We start from the raw sequence: 19,691 nt of genomic DNA on the forward strand, positions 1-19,691 counted from the left end.
GCGCTTACTGATCCTGCTGTCCAAAAACGGGCCGACGCTTTTCAAAGAAAGCATTCGCACCTTCCTTGAAATCCGCTCCCGCAAAGAGTCCGGGCGCATTGTCGAGCTGGAACGCGAGCGCATCTTCCAGCGACATTGGCGCGCGGCGCAAGCCGGCCTTGATGCGGCCAAACGGGCGCTGCGGCCCACGTGCAATCTTGTGCGCCAACGCAAGCGCTGTGGGCAGCGCGCTGCCATCCGCCACATGCTCATCGGCAAGGCCGGTTTGCAAGGCGCGCTCGGCGTTCACTTCGGTGGCCAGCAGCATCATGCGGCGGGCTTGCGTAGTACCGACGCGTGACGGCAGCGACCAAAACAGCGCAGCATCCGGCATCGCACCGACGCGGGTGAAGGCGCTGCAAAACATTGCGTCTTTTCCCGCCACCACCAAATCGCAGGCCAGCGCCAGACCCAGTCCCGCACCATAGGCCGGGCCATCGACCGCAGCGATGATGAGCTTGTCACTGAGCGCAAGGCGTCGATACAGCCAAGCATTCCTCGTCATATTGCGACGCACTTCGGCCTCGCTTTTTTCCGAGAGCTGGCGCAGATCGCCGCCCGAACAGAATGCGCCACCCGCGCCCGTCAGCACGGCAGCGCGCAGTGTGGGGTCTTGCTCCAGCTCTTCGAGTGCGTTTAGCAAACCGTCCAGCACACCGGGCGCTTGCAAAGAATTGCGCACTTGCGGCGCATTGATGGTCATGCACAGCACGCCCGTTTCGCGTGAGGTGATGAGCGATGGATGCTCTTGCGTATTTGTCATGCGTAGCCTGCCTTAAAAGAAAGCGCGGCAAGGCGCTCGTGATGCACGGCTGCGCCGCCATACAGCGATGTAGCGAGCGCCAGGCGGCGCAGGTATTCGCCGAGTTCGTACTCCTCAGTCATGCCGATCGCGCCGTGCAACTGCAGGGTTTCTTCCCACACGTGACGGGCCACGTCGATGCAGCGAATGGCAAGCGCTGACACATTGCCTGGCGATGGCTCGTTGGCGACGTAGCGCCACAAGGCTTTGAGCTCTTGCACTTCTACATAAAGATCAACCAGCCGGTGCTGCACCACTTGGTTGCTGCTAATGCTGCGCCCAAACTGCTTGCGGGTCTTCACATACTCAATGGTGGTGGCGAGCGCCACACTGGCCGCGCCAGCCGTTTCCGCACAATGCGCGATGATGCCGCGATCAATAGCCGATTGCACCAACACTTGCATTTGCGCCCAAGGGGCCTTGCGCAGCAGCGTTGCCGGTGATTTCTCTAACTGCAAAGAGGCAGCGTGGCGACCGTCGTACAGGCGTTGGTTGCCGAGCGTGAGGCCAGCCGCATCGGCGTTGACGAAAAATAGGCCGTAGTCGTCGTCGGCAATGCGTGCAACCAGCAGCAATGCATCCGCACCCGAAAGTCCGGGCGAAAGTCCTTTGGCGCCGCTGATTGAAAAACCGTCAGGTATCTGTTGAGCCGTGGCGTTTGCAGGCATCACGAGGCCCTCGCATTGCGGCTCCCACATCGCAAAGGCCATACGTTTTTGACCACTTGCAAGATCGCCAAGCCATTGGCTGCGCAGCGCACCTTCGGCGGTCTGCACCATCAAATGACTGGCGACGATGGCGTTGGCGACAAAGGGCTCGATCAGTAGCGCACGGCCCAACTCTTCGGCGAGCACGCACAGGTCTTCCAGACTGCCGCCAAGACCCTCGTCTTCGGCGGGAATGGGGAAGGCCAGCCATCCCATTTCGGCGATTTCGCCCCAGCGCTCTGGCGGGCAGCCGTCGTTGTGTGCGGCCGAGGCTTCGCGTTGTGCGGGCGAGCTGGTTTGCGTGGCCCAACGCCGAACACTGTCGGCAATCATTTGCTGCTCTTGTTGCTGGGTGTCGCTCATAGTCCGAGTACCTGTTTGGCGAGAATATTGTGTTGAATTTCACTGGAGCCACCGGCGATGGTGTAGCCCCGTGCAAGAAAGCGGCGCGAGGATGCGGTGCCCGCAATGCGCCCCATCTGCGGGGCATCGCTTTTGCCTGCAAGCCAGGCGGGGCTGAGTGCAAACGCATCGGCGCCGAGGCCGTCGACGATGAGTTCTTCCCACAGCTGAATCAAGCGGCTGCCACGCATCTTGAGCATGGAGACTTCCGCGCCAAGCAACTCGCCCGCCTGCTGGCGTTGGATAAAGCGGCCCGCGTTGGCTTCGAGCGCCAGCAGGCGCGATTGCAGATCGGCAAAGCGTTCCCGAAACCAGTGCTGCTCGCCAACGGGTTTGCCCAGATGCATATGCGTAAGCCCAATCTCACGCGCACGTGTCATGCGGCGCTTGTTTTCACCGATGCGCGCGAGTTTCAGCCGCTCAAATTCCAGCAGCGACTTGGCCACCGTCCAGCCCTTGTTTTCCTCGCCTACGATTTGATCCACGGGCACGTGCACGTTGTCGAGGAACACTTCGTTGAAAACCACCCAACCGTGAATGCCGACGATGGGGCGCACAGTGATGCCGGGCGATGTCATATCGATCAGCAAAAAGGAAATGCCCTCTTGCGGCTTGCCACCTTGGGCTGTGCGAACGAGGCAGAACATCCAGTCGGAGTACTGTGCATACGAAGTCCAGATCTTCGAACCGTTGACCACGTAGTGGTCGCCATCACGCTTGGCCTGGGTGGCGAGCGACGCGAGATCCGAGCCTGCGTTGGGCTCCGAGTAGCCCTGGCACCACCACTGATCGCCAGCGGCAATCGCGGGCAAAAAGCGCTCTTTTTGCGCCTCACTGCCGTAGTGCATGATCACCGGGCCGAGCATGTCGAAGGTCACGCTGTTGAGCTCCGGCGCGTGGCCTTGCGCCATTTCTTCGTCAAACACCATTTGCTGTTCGACGCTCCATTCCTGACCGCCCCAGCGCTTGAACCAATGCGGCACGAGGAGGCCATCAGCGGTAAGGATTTTGTGCCAACGCACCATTTGCTCACGCGTGTGCTGCTGGCCGCGCTGCGTGGTTTCGCGAACGTCCTGGGGAAGGCGTTCGCCGACAAATTGGCGTATCTTTTTGCGGAATGCCGCAAGTTCGGTGCTCTCTTGCATGGGTGTAAAAACCTAGAGTGAAATTCAAGCGGGATCAGCCTGCATCAGGCGCAAATGCTATGGCGCAGCGCACGTTTGGCAATCGCCGATCGATGGACTTCGGACGCGCCGTCATAAATCCGGAAGGGCCGCATCTGGCGATAAATCATCGACACCGGCGTGTCCTCGGAGATGCCAAGTGCGCCGCAAATTTGCACCGCTGAGTCCGCCACTTTGCAGACCACTTCGGAGACAAACACCTTGGCCATTGAGGAGTGATGGCGAATCGATTCGCCCGCATCCAGCATTCGCGCCACATCGCGCGTCATCAGGCGTGCGGCGTACAGCTCGATATGCGCATCGGCAATCATGGACTGCACCATCTGGTGCTCGCCCAGCTTCACTCCATAAGATTCGCGGTGTGATGCGTACTCTTGTGCGATATCCATCGCACGAGACGCCATACCGATAAAGCGCATGCAGTGAAACAGGCGTGCGCCTTCAAGGCGTAGCTGTGCGTATTCGAGGCCACGGCCTTCTTCGCCGATCAATGCGCTCGCAGGCACGCGGCAGTTGGTGAGCGTGATCTCGCCGTGGCCACCGGCATCAAACGGCTCCATCGTCGGCACGTCGCGCACCAGGCGATAACCCGGGGTGTCTGTGTCCACCAGAAACCAGGAGACACCGCCCTCGGTGCGTGCCACAACAATCGCTACGTCGGCCCGCACTGCGCCGGTGATAAACCATTTGTGGGCATTGATTTCCCAGCCGCCTTCGGGCAGACGCTTGGCCGTGGCGCTGAGCATGCGCGGGTCGGAGCCTACGCCAGGCGCGGGCTCGGTCATTGCAAAGCAGGAATGCAGATCGCCCGTGCGCAGCGGCTCCAGATAGCGCTGTTGCTGCTCGGGCGAGCCCAACTTTTCCAGCGCGTATATGTCTGGCTGAGTTGGCGGAGCGCATTGCAAAACCGCAGGGCCCAAAAAGCTGCGGCCCGCTTCTTCCAGATAGCTGCAGCATTCCTCCCAGCTCAGCGCGAGGCCACCATATTCACGCGCTGTGCGTGCGGCGCCAAAGCCGCGCGCCACGGCCTTGCGTTGCAACGCGCGTGTGGTTTCTTGCAAGGCTTTGGCATCACCAGCTTGAAGCAAATGCTCTTGCGGAACGACTTCGCTGGCGATGAACTCGCGCAGCTCGCCGATCAGGGTTTGAAACTCGTGTTCGGGGCGCGTTCTCATTGCTGAATCGCCTTCATCATTTTGGTCCAGCGCTGGACATCGTTTTCGATGAATGTGGTGAATTCTTTGGTGTCCATGAAGGCTTCTTCGCCAGCGGCGGCAATGAGGCGCTTTTTTACTTCTTCTGTGGCAGTGGCCTCGCGCATTGCGGCTTCGAGCTTTTGAATGATGACTTGCGGCGTGCCTGCGGGCGCGTGTAAGCCGTACCAAGACACAGCAGTTGCTTCAGGAAAACCAGCTTCCGCGAACGTTGGCACGTCCGGCAACTCATTGGAGCGTTTGTCACTAATGTTGGCCAGCACACGTAGCTTCTTGCCGTTGATCTGCGGAATTGCCACGGCAGACGGAAGGATCGACATCGACACGCGGTTATTGATGAGATCCGGAATCGCGGGCGGCGCACCCTTGTACATCACCATCTCCAGCGGAATGCCCGCAGCCGTGCGGAACATCATCGTGGACATGGACTGCGGCGTGCCGATGCCACCATCCGCGTATTGCAGCGGCGGTGATGCCTTCTTTGCCATGTCGACGAATTCGCGCACAGTCTTGGCGGGCGATGTCATCGGCACGGTGAAGTAGCTGGTAGACAGCGAGAAGCGGCCAATTGGCGTGAAATCCTGCATTTTCCAACGCAGATTGCTTTCCATGAGCGGCGTGTTGATCAGAAACGAGGCCGACACAAGCAAGGTATAGCCGTCTGGCGCTGCACGTGCCACCGTTTCAGCGGCAATGCTGCCGCTCGCGCCGGGCTTGGCTTCCACCACGATAGGTTGTTTGAGGATGCCTTGCAGCGTTTGAGTGAGCGCCCGAGTCTGCACATCAACCACGCCACCGGCAGCATAGGGCACGATGACGTGGATAGGGCGTTTTGGATAGTCGCCACCCGGCGCGGCCAGTGCATTACACGTAAAGGTGCTGGCACCCAAGGCAGCCGCGCCGCTTAGCAGCGCGCTCATGATTTTTCTGCGTTGCATGTCTTGTCTCCATTTTTATGTGCAATGGAAAAATCTCCATTGCACACACCTGTCATAATAGGTTGCATGCAAAGATCTAGCAATACCTGTTATGACAGCACATGGTTGCAAGGGCGATCAAGTTCTGCCTGCCAACCCAATATCTAACGGATATAGTGCACGTCAGACATGCCTAAAACCAAGACCGAAAAATCTGTCGCCAGCGCATCAGCGGCGCAGCAAGAACAAAAAAATCAAACCGATCTGCCACTGTTTGCACAGGTGCAGCAAAGCCTGCGCCAAAGCATTTTGGAAAAGCAACTCGCGCCAGGTCAAAAGCTTCCTTCCGAATCCAAGCTGCAAGCGCAGTTTGGCGTTAGCCGAATCACGGTGCGGCAGGCGTTATCGGCGCTTCAGGCGGAAGGTTTGGTGGAAACCTTTAATGGCAAGGGGAGTTTTGTCACCCGTCCCTCGAATGCGCCGCAGCTTGGAATGCTCACCGGCTTTTATGAGCACATGCGCTCCAAGGGCTATCACGCGCAGGGCAAAACGCTTGCGGTGCGCACGGTGAAAGCGTCGACACGTGTCGCACATAGTCTGAAGCTGGCGGTAGGCGCACCGCTGACCTGCATTTCTCATGTGCGCCTTGTTGACGGCGAGGCGATCGTCTGCGGCAAGCTATTTGCCCCTCCCTCTATAGCAGAGGCACTGCTGGCTCATGACTTGGAGACAGCGGACACCATGAGTGTGCTGGAAGCCAATTTGGGGTATCGGCTGGAAAGCACGCACATTGAAGCCAGCGCTGTGGCCGCTGGCGTGGAACGCGGCAAAATTTTGAACGTGGCACCTGATACGCCGCTCTTGTATGTGAGCTTTGTGCCGCATGACATAGAAAACCAGCCGCTGATATATGCGCAGATGTATTTTCGACCCGACAAGTTCACTTACCGGGCAGTGATTCGTCGCTGAGCCGGCGACGGATAGATTTCAATTAGTTGAGATCACGAGCGCTTTGACAATCAAACGATTACGACTGCTTTGTGCCGGTAAGCGTAAGTCGCGAACGTGGCGGTCGTCGGCAGCTATCGCTGCACAGCAGACATTGCTGGTATCAGCTCGAACGACAGCAACGGGTCGTTCTGAGACGGTCACCTACCGGCCAGATGCAGCCGGTCAGCCTTTGCCGCTTAAAGCTAAATATGTGGCGTGTGACAAGTTCAAGTCAGCAATGAGCGGCGCCTTGTCTGGATTTATGTGGTGGTTCAGCCGAGCTGTCAGCATGCAACGACCAAGGGTATGCGGCGCATCTAGAATTTGGTATGAATATTGAGAACATCAAGGGCCGTTTGGCCTTCCTCCAAGAGGCTGAAAAGCTCAAGAGCGTGCTCCGAAGCTCGCACACTTCGACGGGCAGAGAGGAAAGCACCGCCGAACACACTTGGCGCCTGTGCCTCATGGCTATGACCTTCGCGGACGAGTTGGCTGGCATGGATATGCTCAAGATTCTCAAAATGTGCCTCGTTCATGATTTGGGCGAAGCTATTCACGGTGACATCCCTGCTATCGAAAAAAACCAGCATCCCAACAAGAGCGCGCAAGAAAAGACCGACCTCTTGTATTTGACACGCTCACTCGATGCATCTCACCAAAATGCCATCCTAGCGCTCTGGCAAGAGTATGAGGACGCAGCTTCACCCGAGGCAAAAGCTGTTAAAGCACTGGATAAGCTTGAAACTATCCTTCAGCACAACCAAGGGGTCAACCCGCCTGATTTCGACTACGAGTTCAATCTGACCTACGGCCAGAAACACACGAGCGCCGATCCGCTATTTGCCTTAATGCGTAGCATCATTGATGAAGCCACGCGCCAAAGAATGGCCGGAAAAAGCAGTTCTGTGTGACTGCATTGGGTCGTGTTGCGACGCTCGCACATCGGCCAGAAGCAGTCGTCCAAGTCATTGGTCCGAGTTTCTGCTTCAGGACTGATTGCCACCCTCATTTGCTCAAAGCATGCTATTTCCTGCCGATGACCGCGCAACCCGTTGCCACCCGACCGAAGGCCGCGGAACTCTCTATAAGTAGTGCGATGGCAGGGCTAGAGGCGGAGCACTAACTGGTGCTCTCGGTTGCACTTTAGTCAAGCATCACAGGATGCTGACCGGCAATTCCGCTTGCAGGCGAAGCTGGTTCATATTGGCCTCGCCTTGCGCTTTATTCGTGCGATGCACCCCGTAGCGCAATTGCAAGGAAAGATTCTTCGCTGCCCCATGCTGCACGATGTATCGCACCAGCAGGTCTCGTTCCCAATGCTTGCCATTGACTCCTGAGTAGCCGAGGTAGTTGGCGTAGACAGCATTGAGATGGCTGTTGTCGATGCCGGAACCTCGGGTGTAGGCAACGCCTGCGCTCAGCCCTGGGGTTGCGATCCCGGCCAGGTCCACGTCGTATTTGAGTTGCCAGGAGGCTTCGCGCGGACCGTTGAAGTCGGACAGCTGCATGGCGTTCTCCAACCAGATGGAGCCACGATTCACATAGTCAAACGGATTGTTTCCGTTGACCTTCTGGTAGCCGAGCCCGAATTTATGAGCGCCTGCGGCGTAGCTGCTCATCAGGCTCCAGGTGGTGGTGTCAATCTCGCCAGACTTGGCCTTGCTGGTATCGGTGCTGCGATAGAGGTTCAGATTGAACGACAGCGCACGCTGGCCTGACAGAGGAAGCTTGTAGAAACTTCCCAAGTAGGCAGTATTCCAGTTATCGGCGTATTTTCCGTAATAGCTGCTGAGCGTCAGATTGGCGATGGGGGTGGCCCATGCGCCGCCTATGAAGCTGAAAGATCCGCTGGTCATGCCCGAGTAATTGGCCAGCAGGTCAGCGTCGTTCTTGCGGGCATTGCGGTCGGCCCAGCCGGTAAATCGCCCGGCTTGCAGCGTCAGTGTCGGGATGTCTTTGCTGATGACTTGCCAGCCCCGGTTGCTCTCGGGCAGCAATCGGGTGTCGGACGAACTGAAGATCGGTGTCTTGGTTCGCATCTCGCCCGCCTTCAGTTCCGTGGAAGAAACTCGCACTTTCAGCGCCGCGCCAGCTCGTCCAAAGCTATCGAGAATGTCCTGCCCGTCCTTGGCCACGTAGCGAGGCGTTGCGCGTGCATGGTCTGCTTCGGTGCCCAGGTTGACGGCCCCATAAGCATGGGCGTCCAATCCCAGGCCAAGGACACCACGCGTATAGCCCGATTCATAGTTGAGCATCAACCCGAAGGCCGACTCGCGAGCGAGGGTCTGGCCTCTTTTCCCACTGGTGGCGCGAAAACTGCTGCCTTTTTGATAGTCGAGCTGCTCGATAAGCACCCGGTTTTGCATATTGAGTGCACTGCCTTCGATAAAGCCCTTGGCATCATCTTGTGCACCGGCAATCGCAGCACCGCTTGCGCACAGCAGCGCTGCGCTCAGTGTATGGAGATGAGAAATACGGACTCTCATTAGATTCATTTGCGGAGGCAGACGCAGGCACGATGCGCCTGAACGCGTTGATATCGGGCTCATGGCGCTGAGTTACCGAGCAGCCGTTGCGTGAGCGCGCGCAACAATATCTTGGAAGCGCTGCTTGGCTTGTTCGGGCACGTCGTCCGGCACGGAGAGCTTGGACAAAGAGCTGTCGCCGACCTGGATCAACATCACCATGCCCATGGCATAGTGGGGCTGACACTTGACTCCATACAGACCGGGCTCGGTCATGGTGACCGTGATTTCCTGATTCGTCTTGCCCCTGAAAGGCGTCGCCCCTGCCGGCACCATACCTGTGATTGACACAGCATCGTGACCACTGCTGGTCGCCAGAAATTTGACGCTGTCACCCGGTGCGATCTTGACAAACTCGGGCTCGTACACCATGGCTCCATGAGGGCCTCGGTTGAGCATTTTGATTTCTATGGTTTCTGCCGCAACCAGAGGTGCAGTACAAACGCACAGCACCAAGGCTGCATAGCGGGTAGAGTTAAGAACGGGCATGCCGGGAACTTTCTGATTTAAAGACTGGGCATTGGCTGGAAACGCATAACGCGGCAGCCATCCTGCGGATCGATCAAGGTGCGAACTTGGACTTGAAAGACTTGCTCCAGCAAATCCTGACTCAGCACCTCATGAGGTGCGCCAAGCTGAATCAACCGGCCCTGATGCATGACGGCCAGCCGGTCGCAGACCATTGCTTGATTGAGGTCGTGCAGCGCGACGACCTTGGTGATAGGAAGACGCTGGATCAACTGCAACAGTGACAGCTGTTGATGGATATCCAGATGATTGCAGGGCTCATCCAGCAGCAACAGGTGCGGTTGCTGTGCCAGAGCCCTTGCAATGTGTGCCCTTTGGCGCTCCCCGCCTGACAAGGTGCTCCAGTTGCTGTCTGCCTTGGATAGCAGCCCGACGTCGCGCAGCGCATCTCGGACAATCGATCGATCAACGCTCGACAAGGGGTCTATGGCTGACAGCCAGGGTGTACGCCCCAGCTCCACCGCCTCGGTCACACTGATGGCATCCGCGGTATCGGCAGTCTGTGCCACAAAAGCCAGTTGGCGCGCCACCGTACGACGAGACAACTGACGCAGTGGCTGGCCACCCACCAGCACCTCCCCGGAGCTGGGCTTGAGTACGCCTGACAACAGACGCAGCAGACTGGATTTTCCAGAGCCGTTCGGCCCAACCAACCCCAGCATTTCACCCGGACGCACCTGCAAGCAGACCTGCCGCACGATTGGGGTGCCTCGGATCTTCCAACTGATCTGCCGCGCTTCAAGGGCCGCCGTATTTTGCGGCTTGCCAGAGGCCTCCTTCATGGGCGACCTCTCTGACTCCTGAGCAAGATGCAAGCGAACACAGGCGCACCGGCCAGAGCGGTAATCACGCCAATGGGCAGGACCTGTCCCGCAATCAGGGTACGTGAAACCACGTCGGCAGCAATCAGGAAGATGGCCCCGATCACCGCACTGGCAGGGATCAGGCGTCGATGGCGCACACCCACAAGCAGGCGTGCAGAGTGAGGAATCACCAATCCGACGAAGCCGATGGCTCCGACGATCGAAACCATCACCGCAGTCATCAGCGCCGCAGCCAGCAGCAACGTCAGCTGCACGCGGCGCACCGGCACCCCAAGCGCGGCAGCGGACTCGCTGCCGAAGGCAAATGCATCGAGAGAACGGGCATGCAGCAGGCACACCAACACGCCAGCTACGGCCACTGAGGCCGTCAGAGCGGTGTCCGGCCAGCGCACACCGCTCAAATTACCAAGCAGCCAGAACATGATGCCGCGCGCCTGCTCCGCGCTTCCGGATTTGGTGATGATCAACGAGGTCAGTGCATTGAACAGCTGCGAGCCGGCAATGCCGGCCAGCACAATCTGCCCGCCGTTGCGCAAACCGCCATTGCCGGCGGCATGGGCCAGCAGTGCCACCAAGGCAAATGCGCACACCGCTCCGAAAAAGGCTCCCGCGCTCATCGATATGAAGCCGGCCCCGAGACCGACCACCGAAACCAGCACGGCCCCTGTAGACGCGCCTGCAGAGATACCGAGCAGATAAGGCTCCGCCAAGGCATTTCGCAGCAGCGACTGCAAGATAACGCCGGAGACTGCCAGGCCGGCACCGCAACTGGCGGCGACCAGGGCTCGCGTCAGCCGGTAATTCCAGACGATCCCCGCGTTGATCGGGTCTATCGGATAGCTGGTCCCAAGCAGCCGGTTGGCGAGCACCTCGTACACAATGCGGGCCGAGATATCGGTCTCACCTATGGCTATGCCCAACACAATGGCCAGCAAGAGCATGGCCGCTGCGGCTATCGTCAGCAGGACTGCGCGCAGGAACTGGCTGGCCGGTATGGTTGGCCAAGCTGAAGTCAGCGTGGAGGTATTCATGGCACTGAGATTGGGATATCGCGCCTGAAGCGCGACATCCTCTGTGCTCGGCTTATTTGGAGAGGCCTTCGATTTTCAGTACCGCACTGGCAATCTGCTCCATGCCGTCCACCTGGCGGATGGAGCCTTGCAGGGCGTCAGCGTCCACAATCACGATGCGACCGTTCTTGACGGCATCCATATGCTGGGTGACAGGGTCCTTCTTGAGAAAGTCCAGCTTCTTCTGGTAATCGTCGGCAGGAAAGCGGCGGCGATCCATGCGGGCAATGATCAGGATCGAGGGGTTGGCCTTGGCAATGGTTTCCCAGCCCACCGTGGGCCATTCTTCAGCAGAGCTGACGACATTGCGCAAACCGAGCGTTTGCATCATGTAGCCTGCCACCCCGTTTTTCCCGGCCATATACGGATCGGCTGCCAGATCTGCACTGGAGAACCACAGTGCTGCAGACAGGTTATGGAGTTTGGAGGCTTTGACCTTGGCCACCGCCTGAGCCTGGCCCTCGCTCAAATCCTTGACCAAGCCCTCGCCGCGCACCTCTACATCAAAGACCTGTGCCAACTGGCGGATGCCTTTGTACAAGGCCTTCACGTCGTAGCTGGCGGTACGTGTACCGTCCGAGCCGACCAGGTTGTTCTTGCCTTCGCAATCCGCCGGCATGGCGTAGGTGGCTATGTGGAGATCATGAAACTGCTCGCGGGTACCGACGACGCCATCTTTGCCCACCATCCATTCGAACTGCGAAACCACCAAGGCAGGTCGCTTGCCGATGACCGACTCAAAGCTGGGAATGTTGTCGGACAGGCGCGGCACCTTGTCATTGATGGCTTTGAAACGAGGCTGCACCGGATTGAACCAGAGTGCAGTGCCCGCCACCTTGTCGCCCAGCCCGAGGGCATAAAGCATTTCGGTGCCTGCTTGACCGATGGTGACCACCGATGAAGGCGCTTTGTCCAGAGTGACTGTGTAGCTGCAGTTTTGCAGCTGCAAAGGATAGTCTGTCGCGTATGCAGACCATGAACAGGCGAGCAAGGCAGCGGCGGCAAGGCTTCGAAGCAGCATCGGATATCTCTCCAGAAGCGGCGGGAAGCCCCCTGGAAGACATAGCAAGCCATGCGCCTGCATGCCTGCCTGAATCAGCAACGCCGTACCGGAGCGATGAAAATGCTCACTTCCCGGACACCCCGCCGGCAATGATTGGTTGGTACTCTGGCAGGTCTCCTGACTGGCAAATCATCGCTGGCTCATCGCCTTCCCAAACATAGGTTCAGTGGCTGTGTGATGGCTGGCTCATTGCCTACAGTTGCGGGGGCAGTTCCATTTCACGGGCCTGTGCCAAAAAGCACCTGGCCCTGGATTCCCTCATGCATTCGTCACTGCGCATGCATGTTCTGGCGAAACCAAAGTTGCGGTAATGTAGCTGATTTTGTAGCAGCAGTCCTAGGTCAAAGTGCCGAATGCGCTCAGATCGCCTCTCTAAGTCCCGCATGAACAGCTTTTCTATCCAGCGTGTTTGCGAGCTGCACAAGGTTCAAGATTTTCTGCAAAAAGCACGCATTGCCATGTTCGCAGGGCGAAGCAACGCGCTGGAAATTCCTCCGGATCTGTGTCATTTCGAAGAGACCTATCTCTCGGGCAGCGGTTGCATGTTGGCGGCGCTCGACTCGGAGCAAAGGGTGCAGGCCACGATTGCTTGCCGAGACTACGACGGCAGATTTCCCCAACTGAACTTCCGCCAGCTGAAGGTGGTTGAGGTCGTGCGCTTGTTTGTCGCCCCAGAGTTTCGACGATCCGGCGTGGGTGGTGCACTAGTGGATTCATTGAAGCTTCATGCACAGGCTCAACAGGTGCAAGTGCTCTACCTCCACACTCACCCCTTCCTGCCAGGGGCCGTCGAGTTCTGGCAGACCCAAGGCTTCGAGGTGATCGACCGTGAAACAGATCCGCTATGGCAGACGATTCATATGCAGCGCGTTCTGTGCAAAGCCTCTGAGAGCTAATCAAACTTGGTCTACTGAGACAGGGTTCAATGTGCGTTGCGGCGGCCGCTGACATACATATTCAACCGCGGGCTCATTCCCTCGCGCGCTCAGACGTCGCGTCCAGCTTCTCCTGCTTTTCATGTCGTAGCTCAGCGTTGGTCACGCAGGCCCAGCCCACCAGGATGCGGCTCTCAACTCAGCACGCATTTCGAGCTACGAGTCGGTGCCAAGACTCGCACGTTCAAACATATCAATGAGCAGAATTCATGGATTGATGAGATAAAACCATTTTACGTCATTGAATCGTATCCCTACGATTGGCGCCTATCGATGGTCAGCACCATCCATGAAAGCCGCCATGACATATCCCCTTCGCGTAGTCGCCGTTGCCGGCGGATTGCAGCTCCTCTCCAAATCCGCAGCGTTGTCAAAGCACCTGCTGGATCTGATCGCCGACGAAATCCCTTGCCAACCACGCATGGTCGAGATAGGTGCGATCGCACCGCAGCTCGCAGGCGCGGTCTGGCGCTCCCAGCTGCCAGTGGCGGTAGAGCAGGCGCTTGCAGCGGTCGAGCAAGCCGATGTGCTGGTGGTCGTCACTCCGGTGTTTCGTGGTTCCTACACAGGACTGTTCAAGCATTTTTTTGACTTCATTGATCAGGATGCCCTGATCGACAAGCCCGTGCTACTGGCCGCCACTGGTGGCAGTGAGCGCCACGCCTTGGTGATCGACCATCAGTTGCGGCCGCTGTTCAGCTTCTTCCAGGCGCGCACCTTGCCTCTGGGCGTCTATGCAACCGACCAGGACTTTGCGAACTATCGCCTGCAGAGCGAGGCCTTGCTTGATCGGGCCAGACTGGCGGTCCAGCGAGCATTGCCGTTGCTGAAGCTGACAGGCCATGCCAGGTCCGCCGTGGTCGATGAAGCGGTTGCGGTCTGAATCAACACCATCCTTTCTCTCAAATATTCGATTACCGGACTGCCATGAACGAAAACCTCAGCTTTAGCCTCAAGAGCATTCGCTTCGATGAGAACTATCAGCCATCGGACAGCACGCGCATCACCACCAACTTTGCCAATCTGGCGCGGGGAAAGAGTCGGCAGCAGAACCTGCGCAGCACGCTGAAGATGATTGACAACCGTTTCAATGACCTGGCGCATTGGGACAACCCGACGGGAGCACGATATGCAGTCGAGCTCGACATCATCTCTGTCGAGATGAAGCTGGATGCCAAGAGCAGCAATGCCGCGTTTCCGTTGATCGAGATACTCAAGACCAGCATTCTCGACAAGACAGCAAACAAGCGCATCAACGGCATCGTGGGCAATAACTTCTCATCCTACGTGCGCGATTACGACTTCAGCGTCTTGCTTCCCGAGCACAACGTCAATCGAGCGGAATTCAGCACGCCGGCCGATTTCGGCGAACTCCATGGCCAGCTGTTCAAGCAGTTTGTCAACTCGAGCACATACCAGCAGCACTTCGACAAACCGCCGGTCATCTGCATCAGCGCCTCGACCAGCAAGACCTATCAGCGGACGGGGAACCAGCACCCGGTGCTGGGTGTGGAGTACCGACAGAATGAGCTGTCCTCGACAGACCAATATTTTGCAAAAATGGGAATGCAGGTTCGATTCTTTATGCCACCGAACGGAGTTGCGCCACTGGCCTTCTATTCCAGCGCTGACCTGTTGAGCGACTACACGAACCTCGAGTTGATCGGCACCATCAGCACGATGGAAACGTTTCAGAAGATTTATCGCCCCGAAATCTACAACGCCAATTCCGCTGCAGCAAAACTCTATCAACCGAGTCTGAAAAATCAGGATTACTCGTTGACGCAAATCGTCTATGACCGGGAGGAGCGCAGTCAACTCGCTGTCAAGCAGGGGAAGTTCGCGGAGGAGCACTTCATCAGACCGTACAAGAATGTGCTTGATCAATGGGCTGCTGCTTGCGCGTACTGATACCACTGCAGCGTTCCCAGACTCGGGGCCAAGAGCCCTGACATGACTTCATACACCCTAATAGCTTCAAAGGAATCTTCCGATGTTTGAAACCTCTATCGCTGGCAGCCTGCCAAAGCCAGCCTGGCTGGCCGAAACCAACAAGCTCTGGCCTCAATGGAAAGCCGAAGGCGATGCACTTGTTCAAGCCAAGGCCGACGCGACCTTGCTGTGGATCAAGGCCCAGGAAGATGCGGGCCTGGATATCGTGTGCGACGGCGAGCAATCGCGCCAGCATTTCGTGCACGGCTTTCTTGAGCAGGTCGAGGGCATCGATTTCGTAAACAAGGTGAAGATGGGCATCCGCGACAACCGCTATGACGCAATGGTGCCGCAGGTGGTGTCGGCGCTGCGTCTGAAAGGGCGAGTTCACGCCTCCGAGGCACAGTTGGCGCGCGCGCATACGAAGAAGAAGCTGAAGTTCACCTTGCCCGGCCCAATGACCATCGTCGATACCGTGGCTGATCGCTTCTACGGCGACAAGGTCAAGATGGCTTTCGCCTTTGCCGAGTTGCTCAACCAGGAGGCTCTGGCGCTTCAAGCCGATGGCGTGGATATCATCCAGTTCGATGAGCCTGCCTTCAATGTCTATATGAAGGACGCCGCTGACTGGGGCGTACAGGCGCTTGAACGCGCCGCGCAGGGCTTGACCTGCACGACAGCGGTGCACATTTGCTATGGCTATGGCATCAAGGCCAATACCGACTGGAAGAGCACGCTGGGCGATGAATGGCGCCAGTACGAGACGGTGTTCCCCGCACTGGCTCGCAGCCGCATCGATCAGGTGAGCCTGGAGTGCATTCACTCCCATGTCCCACCCGACTTGATGAAGCTGCTGGCCGGCAAGGACGTGCTGGTCGGCGTGATCGATGTGGCCAGCGACGTGATCGAAACACCCGAAGAGGTGGCCGACACCATTGCCCGCGCCTTGGAGTTTGTCCCGAAGGAGAGGCTGTTTCCATGCACGAACTGCGGGCTAGCGCCGATGGCGCGCGATGTGGCGTGGCGCAAACTGGAGGCCCTGGCGCAAGGCACGAGGCTGGCCAAGGAGCGACTCACCACGGTGTGACGCGCCTGTGCGTACCGTCGATTCACCTTGTCAAATTGCTTGAAGTTTCAATGTTCATTGAGCTACATGGATGATCGCTAGGTGACAAGATGGGCCTGCCGCGATTTTTGTATTGCAGGCAGCAATCGCTGCAAAGGGCGTTGTTGCACAAATCGGTCTGAGGCCGGGCTATCCCAAACCCCAGACGTAGCTATGCCACGGCGACCGTTTTGGGCGTGCCCAGTCCAGTGAATCGATTGAAAATGAACGCCAGAACGTGGAGCTCGGTCACCTGCCGCTCAAATGTCCTGGCCATCACTTTTCGCCAAGGCGCTTGAAGCAATTCATCTTCGTCTCCACCAGTGACCTTCGGTGGCAGCCACCCCAGCGTTTCCAGATAGCCCGGCCCAATCGCTTGCATGCCTTGACGGCTTCATTGCGATGGGTGAATGCCAGCCCTTTGCGCAGTCTTGCTCCTTTACGCGGCGGGGTGATAAGGATGACTCGACGCCTGTGGCAAGCCTCATGGCCATCCTGGGAGTCATACGCTCCATCACCCGTGAAGCTGGCCACTTTTTCATGGCTGGGGATTTGGTCCAGTAGCTCGGTGCCTACGGGTGACTCTCCCACGTCGCTGGTGGTCACCACTATGGCCAGAATCTGCATAGTCTCAGCATCAATACCCAGATGCGCCTTGCGCCACTGGCGACTGCGCTCTGCTCCATGCTTCTTGGTTTTCCATTCGCCTTCGCCCAGGAACTTGGTGCTGGTGGAATCTGCAAGCATGTGCAGACCTTTGACACTTGGGCGATAGTGCACTTGCACATCAAGCCTATGCTGCCTGCGGCACACCGTGCTGTAGTCGGGCGTAGGTCAAAGTAGCCTCATCAATTTGAGTAGCGACTGCACCAAGCCCAAGGCTTGGCGCAGAGGCGAGCCAAACAGGCATTTGATGGTCAGGCAAAACTGGATGGCAGCATCCAAGAACGTGCTGCTGCGGCGACGCTTACCGCTTGGAGAGTCCAGCTATTGCATGTCCTTGTCGAGCTAAACGGTCAAGTCGCCTCGGGCCTTCAATGCTGCGTTGTATGCCTTCCAGTTTGTGGTGCGGTAGCGGCGCCTGCCCCAGCCCCAGCTTGATTCACTCATCTGGCGAGCCTACCGCACAGGCAGGCTGGATTTGTATCAGCTCGACCCAGGTAAAGCGGTCACCCGAAATTCGTGATAGTTCGCCGACAGCTTTTAGGTTTGGAGTGGACCTCCGAGGACGTTAGGTTTCAATGACTGCTTTGGGTACTTGCAGTCATTGGCGTCTTTGAGTTGAGCGCCTGTAGACAGCCTGAAGCAGTCGCTTGGGGGAATGCTTTAGAGGACTGCTTCTGGCCGACTGGCGACGGAATGCACCCGTTGAATGCCTATCCTAAACCGGACGCTCAAGGCGCCGCCCCGAAGGTCAGCTTTGCGGTGCTGTATTCACCAGTAGCTAAACCCGGCTTCGGCCAGGAGCGAGAATTGGTAGGTACTTTGCAGCCTTCAAGTTAAAGTGCAACGCAGTTCTGGATGAACGTCGCGGTGCATTGATCGCCAACCAAGATTGCAGGCCACTCCTGCAGGCGGCTAAGCCCAAACATTAGGCTACTCAAGATATGAAGCTAGGCTTTCACGCGAGCATCTGCGACGAGTCCACCCGAAGTCTCGCTGATGCACTTCGCCCGCGCTTTGACAAGCTATCTGAGCAACTGTCTGGCGAATACGGCGGCCCAATGGAGCATCTTTGGATTGACGTAGAGTTGCTCGTAGGTTCGGCCAAGTCAGATGGCCAGCCCCAACATACTTTTCGACTACAGAAGCGTGTCTCTGGAAGAGGCCATTTTGGTCTTCCAGCCATGCCAGACAGGTTCAATGTTGGGCACTATAGCGTTCGACCAGATTTTTCGTTTTTGGCCACTCATTCAACTGATGAGTCGGTATCGCACATAGTTCAACTCATTTATGAGTCTCTGGCTGAGCTTGAGTTCAAGCGCCGCAGGGTTGGCGACTTCGACACAAGGCTACTTCGCGAACGCTTCTTGCATACATGCAAAGAGCTTGGCATTTCGATTCAATCCAACTAACCTGCAATCAAAAGTGTAGTCACATTTCTGCTCAGTACCTGTGGCCTCACTGGTGGGTTAAACCGACGCGCAGAAGCTCCGCTTGCGTGTGCCCTCCGGCTTCGCACTACGGTGCCGAGCGTTGTTCTTCCGCGTTGATGTATTGATAGTGACTGCCTCTGGCCGACCAAGAGCCGACATTTGATTCGGTGAATTACCGCATGCATACTGATGCACAATCCCCAGAAATTTTGAGTTGAAGGGAGTTCAGCGCTTATGCTCGTCTCAGGTAAATCTATCGGTTTGGTTTGCGCAGGCGTTGCTGCTGCTTGGCTGATACGAAATCTAAGCAGATTGCCTGACACGTTTCAGAGTCGTAGTTGCCAAGGCGTTAAGTGGCATCGTGCATTTCCTGATGCGGCGAAGAAGGATATACGCTCCTTTCTAAGTATGTTTACGCAAGCATTTGGATTCCCGGAACAGAAACGACTGCTTTTCGAGCCCGCGGATACTTTTTTTGGGGTATATCGCAGCCTGTATCCATACAACTGGATGCCAGATGCATTAGAGCTTGAGACTTTTGCATCGATGGTCAAGAAAACGTATGGCATCAGTCTTGCGGATGTTTGGAGTGACACGCTGACACTTGGAAAGCTGTTCTCTCTTTCCCAAGATAAAACGGGCCTTGAGTGAGGCAGCATGGCCGTTATGGGTCGATTGCTGGCTGGCGCGAACGACCGCTGGCGGGGAGCTCAGTGCTCATCGCGCTGACGCACCGAATCTGGCGTCAGGGAACGACCGCTCACGTTGGCTGCAGTCATTGGGCACTGAGGCGCGAACGACAGCAACGGGTCGTTTGCAGCCTCTCACCAACGACTGCAGACGACCCGTTGCTGCCCTTCATCTGTGTGACTCCGATGTCCGGTGTCTAGCACTCAGCAGTCCTCTGTACCTTTCAACGGGGGAAATGCAGGGCGTGGCAAGAACGTATCTGTAGGACGAAATACCTGATTTCAGTGATTGCTCTTGCAGTCCTTGCCCAGTTAATATTCTTGGCACACTTTTTGACAATTAAGACTTTTGCATACTTTTTGAGAGTTTGTTGCTAGAGCTCGCCGGCGTCTTCTTGTCAAACCGTCTTTGCCACTATTCCTCTGCTGATATGAACGCCATTGCTCACCGCCGGTCCGAGACAAATTTTCGTGGCCGTGTCCGGCTCACGGCCTTGTTAGGCTCTGCCATCTGGCTCACCGGTTGTGCCAATTTGACAGGCCAGGCGCTCTCGACAGAAGAAATTCAGTCGCAGGTCCAGGCCGATCGGCAAAGCCTCGGCAAAGACGTGGCTCCGCTGACTGGTGTGGTGAGTCTTGAAGAGGCGATTGCGCGGGCCATCAAATACA

General features: G+C 57.3%; 17 protein-coding genes, 2 pseudogenes and 1 riboswitch. Of the genes and pseudogenes, 8 read left to right on the forward strand and 11 right to left on the reverse strand.

Translation table 11 applies throughout. The annotated features are described in order from the left end of the window. Window positions 1-4: 4 nt before the first annotated feature. The 5 genes from P353_RS13205 to P353_RS13225 are packed head-to-tail and all read right to left on the reverse strand — an operon-like array spanning window position 5 to window position 5,286. Window positions 5-802 (reverse strand): enoyl-CoA hydratase/isomerase family protein, encoded by a 798-nt coding sequence (locus tag P353_RS13205; protein ID WP_034369900.1) that lies wholly within the window; start codon window positions 800-802, stop codon window positions 5-7. Further along, window positions 799-1,911 carry an acyl-CoA dehydrogenase family protein gene (locus P353_RS13210; RefSeq protein WP_034369902.1) on the reverse strand — a complete coding sequence of 371 codons (1,113 nt, stop codon included), beginning with the start codon at window positions 1,909-1,911 and terminating at the stop codon, window positions 799-801. The genes P353_RS13205 and P353_RS13210 overlap by 4 nt, the downstream gene beginning before the upstream one ends. Further along, window positions 1,908-3,095, reverse strand: coding sequence for an acyl-CoA dehydrogenase family protein (locus P353_RS13215; RefSeq protein ID WP_034369904.1), 1,188 nt, complete (start codon window positions 3,093-3,095; stop codon window positions 1,908-1,910). Before P353_RS13215 ends, P353_RS13210 begins: the two co-directional genes overlap by 4 nt. 44 nt (window positions 3,096-3,139) lie before the next feature. Then, a complete protein-coding gene (locus P353_RS13220) occupies window positions 3,140-4,309 on the reverse strand; it encodes an acyl-CoA dehydrogenase family protein (RefSeq protein WP_034369906.1) in 1,170 nt (389 codons plus the stop codon). Beyond that, window positions 4,306-5,286, reverse strand: coding sequence for a tripartite tricarboxylate transporter substrate binding protein (locus P353_RS13225; RefSeq protein WP_034369908.1), 981 nt, complete (start codon window positions 5,284-5,286; stop codon window positions 4,306-4,308). Before P353_RS13225 ends, P353_RS13220 begins: the two co-directional genes overlap by 4 nt. A 168-nt stretch (window positions 5,287-5,454) precedes the next feature. Between P353_RS13225 and P353_RS13230 the strand changes: the two genes are divergently transcribed. Together P353_RS13230 and P353_RS13235 are read left to right on the forward strand one after the other, a co-directional pair. After that, window positions 5,455-6,234 (forward strand): GntR family transcriptional regulator, encoded by a 780-nt coding sequence (locus P353_RS13230; RefSeq protein WP_052084848.1) that lies wholly within the window; start codon window positions 5,455-5,457, stop codon window positions 6,232-6,234. 350 nt (window positions 6,235-6,584) lie between these two features. Then, window positions 6,585-7,166: an HD domain-containing protein gene (locus P353_RS13235; protein ID WP_034369910.1), complete on the forward strand. Its 582-nt coding sequence runs from the start codon at window positions 6,585-6,587 to the stop codon at window positions 7,164-7,166. 243 nt (window positions 7,167-7,409) lie between these two features. Here P353_RS13235 and P353_RS13240 read toward each other — a convergent pair whose 3' ends face one another. The 5 genes from P353_RS13240 to P353_RS13260 all read right to left on the reverse strand — a co-directional run bounded on the left by P353_RS13240 (window position 7,410) and on the right by P353_RS13260 (window position 12,067). Continuing rightward, window positions 7,410-8,741 carry an OprD family outer membrane porin gene (locus P353_RS13240; RefSeq protein ID WP_034369912.1) on the reverse strand — a complete coding sequence of 444 codons (1,332 nt, stop codon included), beginning with the start codon at window positions 8,739-8,741 and terminating at the stop codon, window positions 7,410-7,412. A 72-nt stretch (window positions 8,742-8,813) separates the two neighbouring features. Continuing rightward, window positions 8,814-9,269, reverse strand: a complete 456-nt coding sequence (locus tag P353_RS13245; protein ID WP_034369914.1) for a pseudoazurin — start codon at window positions 9,267-9,269, stop codon at window positions 8,814-8,816. A 17-nt stretch (window positions 9,270-9,286) separates the two neighbouring features. Then, window positions 9,287-10,090 carry an ABC transporter ATP-binding protein gene (locus P353_RS13250; RefSeq protein ID WP_034369916.1) on the reverse strand — a complete coding sequence of 268 codons (804 nt, stop codon included), beginning with the start codon at window positions 10,088-10,090 and terminating at the stop codon, window positions 9,287-9,289. After that, the gene (locus P353_RS13255; RefSeq protein WP_052084849.1) at window positions 10,087-11,163 is read right to left on the reverse strand and encodes a FecCD family ABC transporter permease; all 1,077 of its coding nucleotides are present in this window, start codon (window positions 11,161-11,163) and stop codon (window positions 10,087-10,089) included. The genes P353_RS13250 and P353_RS13255 overlap by 4 nt, the downstream gene beginning before the upstream one ends. Window positions 11,164-11,215: 52 nt before the next feature. After that, a complete protein-coding gene (locus P353_RS13260) occupies window positions 11,216-12,067 on the reverse strand; it encodes an ABC transporter substrate-binding protein (protein WP_232776472.1) in 852 nt (283 codons plus the stop codon). Between the two features lie 287 nt (window positions 12,068-12,354). Next, window positions 12,355-12,581: riboswitch (cobalamin riboswitch) on the reverse strand. Window positions 12,582-12,648: 67 nt separating this feature from the next. Here P353_RS13260 and P353_RS13265 point away from each other — a divergent pair. The 4 genes from P353_RS13265 to P353_RS13280 all read left to right on the forward strand — a co-directional run bounded on the left by P353_RS13265 (window position 12,649) and on the right by P353_RS13280 (window position 16,219). Beyond that, on the forward strand, window positions 12,649-13,161 hold the full coding sequence (locus P353_RS13265; protein WP_034369920.1) for a GNAT family N-acetyltransferase: 513 nt from the start codon (window positions 12,649-12,651) through the stop codon (window positions 13,159-13,161). Window positions 13,162-13,501: 340 nt separating this feature from the next. Beyond that, window positions 13,502-14,083, forward strand: coding sequence for an FMN reductase (msuE, locus tag P353_RS13270; RefSeq protein ID WP_034369922.1), 582 nt, complete (start codon window positions 13,502-13,504; stop codon window positions 14,081-14,083). Between the two features lie 44 nt (window positions 14,084-14,127). Beyond that, window positions 14,128-15,111, forward strand: coding sequence for a DUF1852 domain-containing protein (locus P353_RS13275; protein ID WP_034369924.1), 984 nt, complete (start codon window positions 14,128-14,130; stop codon window positions 15,109-15,111). Window positions 15,112-15,193: 82 nt separating this feature from the next. Then, entirely contained in the window at window positions 15,194-16,219 is a 1,026-nt protein-coding gene (locus P353_RS13280; protein ID WP_034369926.1) for a methionine synthase, read from the forward strand. Window positions 16,220-16,409: 190 nt separating this feature from the next. Here P353_RS13280 and P353_RS28120 read toward each other — a convergent pair. Beyond that, window positions 16,410-17,347, reverse strand: a pseudogene (locus tag P353_RS28120) (IS5 family transposase). A gap of 1,220 nt (window positions 17,348-18,567) precedes the next feature. Between P353_RS28120 and P353_RS29210 the strand changes: the two are divergent. Continuing rightward, on the forward strand, window positions 18,568-18,984 hold the full coding sequence (locus P353_RS29210; protein WP_034369930.1) for a hypothetical protein: 417 nt from the start codon (window positions 18,568-18,570) through the stop codon (window positions 18,982-18,984). Window positions 18,985-19,453: 469 nt separating this feature from the next. Further along, window positions 19,454-19,691, forward strand: a pseudogene (locus tag P353_RS28795) (TolC family protein); the annotation flags it as partial.

Source organism: Comamonas testosteroni (assembly GCF_000761245.1).
GTDB lineage: Bacteria > Pseudomonadota > Gammaproteobacteria > Burkholderiales > Burkholderiaceae_C > Comamonas > Comamonas testosteroni_C.

Coding starts and splice junctions, on each gene's coding strand:
- P353_RS13205 (WP_034369900.1), bottom strand. CDS start 802: ATGACAAATACGCAAGAGCATCCATCGCTCATCACCTCACGCGAAACG.
- P353_RS13280 (WP_034369926.1), top strand. CDS start 15,194: ATGTTTGAAACCTCTATCGCTGGCAGCCTGCCAAAGCCAGCCTGGCTG.
- P353_RS13210 (WP_034369902.1), bottom strand. CDS start 1,911: ATGAGCGACACCCAGCAACAAGAGCAGCAAATGATTGCCGACAGTGTT.
- P353_RS13250 (WP_034369916.1), bottom strand. CDS start 10,090: ATGAAGGAGGCCTCTGGCAAGCCGCAAAATACGGCGGCCCTTGAAGCG.
- P353_RS29210 (WP_034369930.1), top strand. CDS start 18,568: ATGCTCGTCTCAGGTAAATCTATCGGTTTGGTTTGCGCAGGCGTTGCT.
- P353_RS13255 (WP_052084849.1), bottom strand. CDS start 11,163: ATGAATACCTCCACGCTGACTTCAGCTTGGCCAACCATACCGGCCAGC.
- P353_RS13215 (WP_034369904.1), bottom strand. CDS start 3,095: ATGCAAGAGAGCACCGAACTTGCGGCATTCCGCAAAAAGATACGCCAA.
- P353_RS13260 (WP_232776472.1), bottom strand. CDS start 12,067: ATGCTTTATGCCCTCGGGCTGGGCGACAAGGTGGCGGGCACTGCACTC.
- P353_RS13240 (WP_034369912.1), bottom strand. CDS start 8,741: ATGAGAGTCCGTATTTCTCATCTCCATACACTGAGCGCAGCGCTGCTG.
- P353_RS13230 (WP_052084848.1), top strand. CDS start 5,455: ATGCCTAAAACCAAGACCGAAAAATCTGTCGCCAGCGCATCAGCGGCG.
- P353_RS13220 (WP_034369906.1), bottom strand. CDS start 4,309: ATGAGAACGCGCCCCGAACACGAGTTTCAAACCCTGATCGGCGAGCTG.
- msuE (WP_034369922.1), top strand. CDS start 13,502: ATGACATATCCCCTTCGCGTAGTCGCCGTTGCCGGCGGATTGCAGCTC.
- P353_RS13225 (WP_034369908.1), bottom strand. CDS start 5,286: ATGCAACGCAGAAAAATCATGAGCGCGCTGCTAAGCGGCGCGGCTGCC.
- P353_RS13265 (WP_034369920.1), top strand. CDS start 12,649: ATGAACAGCTTTTCTATCCAGCGTGTTTGCGAGCTGCACAAGGTTCAA.
- P353_RS13245 (WP_034369914.1), bottom strand. CDS start 9,269: ATGCCCGTTCTTAACTCTACCCGCTATGCAGCCTTGGTGCTGTGCGTT.
- P353_RS13235 (WP_034369910.1), top strand. CDS start 6,585: ATGAATATTGAGAACATCAAGGGCCGTTTGGCCTTCCTCCAAGAGGCT.
- P353_RS13275 (WP_034369924.1), top strand. CDS start 14,128: ATGAACGAAAACCTCAGCTTTAGCCTCAAGAGCATTCGCTTCGATGAG.